The 3,057-nt window shown below is 52.2% G+C and carries 4 protein-coding genes; all 4 read left to right on the top strand.

From position 1 onward, the window contains the following. Positions 1–1,022: alkene reductase (locus B2R29_RS02500; protein WP_301179641.1), on the top strand; the 1,022-nt coding region annotated here is incomplete at its 5' end. 260 nt (positions 1,023–1,282) lie between these two features. Further along, on the top strand, positions 1,283–2,050 hold the full coding sequence (locus B2R29_RS02495; protein WP_222198020.1) for a hypothetical protein: 768 nt from the start codon (positions 1,283–1,285) through the stop codon (positions 2,048–2,050). Between the two features lie 105 nt (positions 2,051–2,155). After that, positions 2,156–2,626, top strand: a complete 471-nt coding sequence (locus B2R29_RS02490) for a (2Fe-2S)-binding protein (protein WP_206856383.1) — start codon at positions 2,156–2,158, stop codon at positions 2,624–2,626. After that, a partial coding sequence (locus B2R29_RS02485; RefSeq protein ID WP_301179640.1) for a molybdopterin cofactor-binding domain-containing protein occupies positions 2,623–3,057 on the top strand: 435 nt, incomplete at its 3' end. The genes B2R29_RS02490 and B2R29_RS02485, both read left to right, overlap by 4 nt.

The raw sequence follows: 3,057 nt of genomic DNA, 5'->3' as shown, positions 1-3,057 counted from the left end.
GAGCCACAGCCGGTTTTATGGTAACCGAAGGCGTGCAGATTGAGCCGCGAGGTCAAGGCTATGCCTGGACTCCAGGTATCTTTACCGCAGAACAGATCGAGGGCTGGAAAAAAGTGACCCGCGCTGTTCATAGTCAGGGTGGCACAATTTTTTGTCAATTGTGGCACGTAGGACGGGTTTCCCATCGTTCGCTGCAGCCTGATGGGCAGGCACCTGTTGCCCCATCCGCGATTCGCGCTGAAGGCGTAAAAGTTTTTGTTGAAACAGGGCCTGGGACGGGCGCGTTGGCAGATCCTGACGAGCCTCGTGAGTTAACCACGGCGGAGGTGCAGGAATTAGTTGCTATGTATGCGCGTGCAGCTCGTAACGCTATTGAGGCCGGTTTTGATGGGGTAGAAATTCATAGTGCTAATGGCTATCTGGTCAATCAGTTTATCTCGGAGCATTCAAATCACCGGACCGACCAGTACGGCGGAAGCCTGAAAAACAGACTCCGGTTTCTTGAGGAAATCGTGTCTGCTATTTCTGCAGAGGTAGGCGCGGAGCGCCTTGGGGTGCGTTTTGCTCCATTGTTCGAGAGTACCGAGGAGGAACGAGTATATCTGGGGCTGGTTGAATCAGACCCGCATGAAACTTATCTGGAGGCTGCAAAGGTTCTGGAGAAGCGGGGGGTGGCCTATATCTCTATTGCCGAAGCGGATTGGGACAACGCACCAGAGCTTCCGGAAAGTTTCTGCGTGGCTCTGCGAAACGCGTTCAGCGGTGTTTTGATTTTTGCTGGCCGTTACACGCCTGAAAAAGCAATTCGCATGCTTGAGGCAGGTTATGGTGATCTGTTCGCTTTTGGTAAACCGTTCATAGCGAATCCTGATCTACCTGATCGAATTCGGAAGGGCTTGCCCTGGAACGATGTAGATCCGACAACGATGTACGGTGGAACTGATAAAGGATATACCGACTATCCGACTGTTGAGTCCCATTCCGATTCCCTCTCCAGAGAAAGGGTTACTGAACAGCTTTAAACAATGTCCCACGCAAATCCTCTTCCGAATCGGAAGGGGATTTGGTTGTTTTAAGTCTCGATGTACGAAGAGGGCGAAATCATACTTTCAGCAAAATTCATCATTTCAGATGATGGTAGGCATATAGCGCAGTAATTATTCATATGAAAATCATTCCTTGATAATCAATCAACAATAGTAGATCGGCACGTTCAATAGTTTGAATTTTAGCCTCTCATCTGCTGCATCGTTGGAGTTCACGTCCGTTAAGGAAATGACCGATGAGTATTCATAGTACTGACCTTCTAGAGTGTATTGATTTGCGTAACCAAGCTGGTGAGGAAGAGGGGAGGTTTCCCAGGCGCTGGTATAAGCCCGTCACTGCAGTGATTCACAGCCAGAATGGTGATAAGCGAGTGATGAAGAAATACCCTAACGGAGTGTTTCCTTTATCATGGTATTTTCGTCTGTTGGCGAATCATGAATACCGAATGCTCATCAGGGCGGATGGAACCGCGTTCACCCCCAGTTTGGCAAGCCGTTGTTCTGACGATCCGTGGACGATCACATATCGATATATCGATGGCATCGGTTTGAAAGATGCCTTCAGACAATCAGCGATTCCTGAAGATTTCTTCGTGAAGCTATACGCATCTGTGCAGCAGTTGCACCGGTACGGCATTGTCCATCTGGACCTGGGTAATTCTGGTAACGTATTGTGCTCGACTTCCGGGGATCCCAAAATAATCGATTTTGGATCTGCTCTTCCTCTGTATCTGCTCCCTCGTTCTATCGGAAGCTGGGCACGAAAGAGAGACTTGCTGGGCGTATTAAAGCTCTGGTATCGGTTTGATCGGAGGAGCATGCCAGAGGCTACGCTCAGATTTTTTCGGACAAACTATAAAAAAAATATCTTCACCCCAAAACGCTTTCTAAAAGCGTTGAAGCGCTGTTTGGCTAATCCCTCGCAAGCACGGCAAGGGTCGTCGCCCGTAGCCGCCATTATCGGGTTGTTCATTTCTCTGCTTTTGTTGACGTTCATCATTTAACGTGATGTTAGGACCTTATCTTGAGCTGTTTCTTGACGGCACTATACGACCGGTCTAATCTATCGGTTTGATATCTTTTAGATTTAATGGCGACAAGAGGGCACCATGCAGACGGTGAAAGTAAACAATCAGACCCATGTTGTGGATGTGCCCGGTGACATGCCATTGCTCTGGGTGTTGCGGGACATTCTCAAACTGACGGGTACCAAGTTCGGCTGCGGGATTGCCCAGTGTGGCGCCTGTACGGTCCATATGGATGGCCAGCCTATCCGTTCCTGTGTCATGCCGGTGGGCGATGTCTCGGGCCGCGAGATCACCACCATTGAGGCCATCGGCGAGCAACCGCTGGCGCAAAAGGTCCAGCGTGCCTGGCTCGATCATGAGGTTGCCCAGTGCGGGTATTGCCAGTCTGGCCAGATTATGTCTGCGGTGGCGTTGCTGGCCAACAACAACCGCATCGACGATCACGCGATTGACCAGGCGATGGCGGGCAACATCTGCCGTTGTGCTACGTACACCCGGATTCGCAGTGCCATTCAGGACGTCAGCGAGAGTGTAGGAGTCTGGCAACCATGAGCGATAACCATCTGACACAGGAAAGCGTATCCCGCCGGCAGTTTCTGAAAGGCAGCACCGCGGCCATGGGCGGGCTTATGGTAGGCGCCTGGCTGCCGCCGTTTGCGCCCAAAAGCGCCGCCGCAGCGGCCGTCGCCACCCAAAAGGGCGCCCTGGGTGACCGTTTTGCCAAAGGTTTCGGTGCCTTTGTCCGGGTGGGTCATGACGGCCGGGTTGCGGTGATCTCGCCCAAAATCGAGATGGGGCAGGGCATTCACACTGGTATTGCCATGATGGTCGCCGAGGAGCTGGAAGTCGGGCTTGACCAGATTGACCTGCAAGAGGCACCACCCGATGCCGAGCTGTATACCGACACCCTGCTGCAGTTTCAGGCTACCGGTGGTTCAACCTCAACCCGCTATACCTGGGAACCTCTGAGGCGGGCCGGGGCG

Origin of the sequence: Thalassolituus sp. UBA3500, assembly GCF_002377545.1 — a bacterium.
Classification (GTDB): Bacteria; Pseudomonadota; Gammaproteobacteria; order Pseudomonadales; family Oceanobacteraceae; genus Thalassolituus.
Note: the sequence above shows the minus strand (reverse complement) of the source record. Positions and strands in the feature narration are given on the sequence as shown.

Bases quoted from the DNA above. Each gene is read 5' to 3' on its own strand.
- B2R29_RS02495 (WP_222198020.1), top strand. From the start codon at position 1,283: ATGAGTATTCATAGTACTGACCTTCTAGAGTGTATTGATTTGCGTAAC.
- B2R29_RS02490 (WP_206856383.1), top strand. From the start codon at position 2,156: ATGCAGACGGTGAAAGTAAACAATCAGACCCATGTTGTGGATGTGCCC.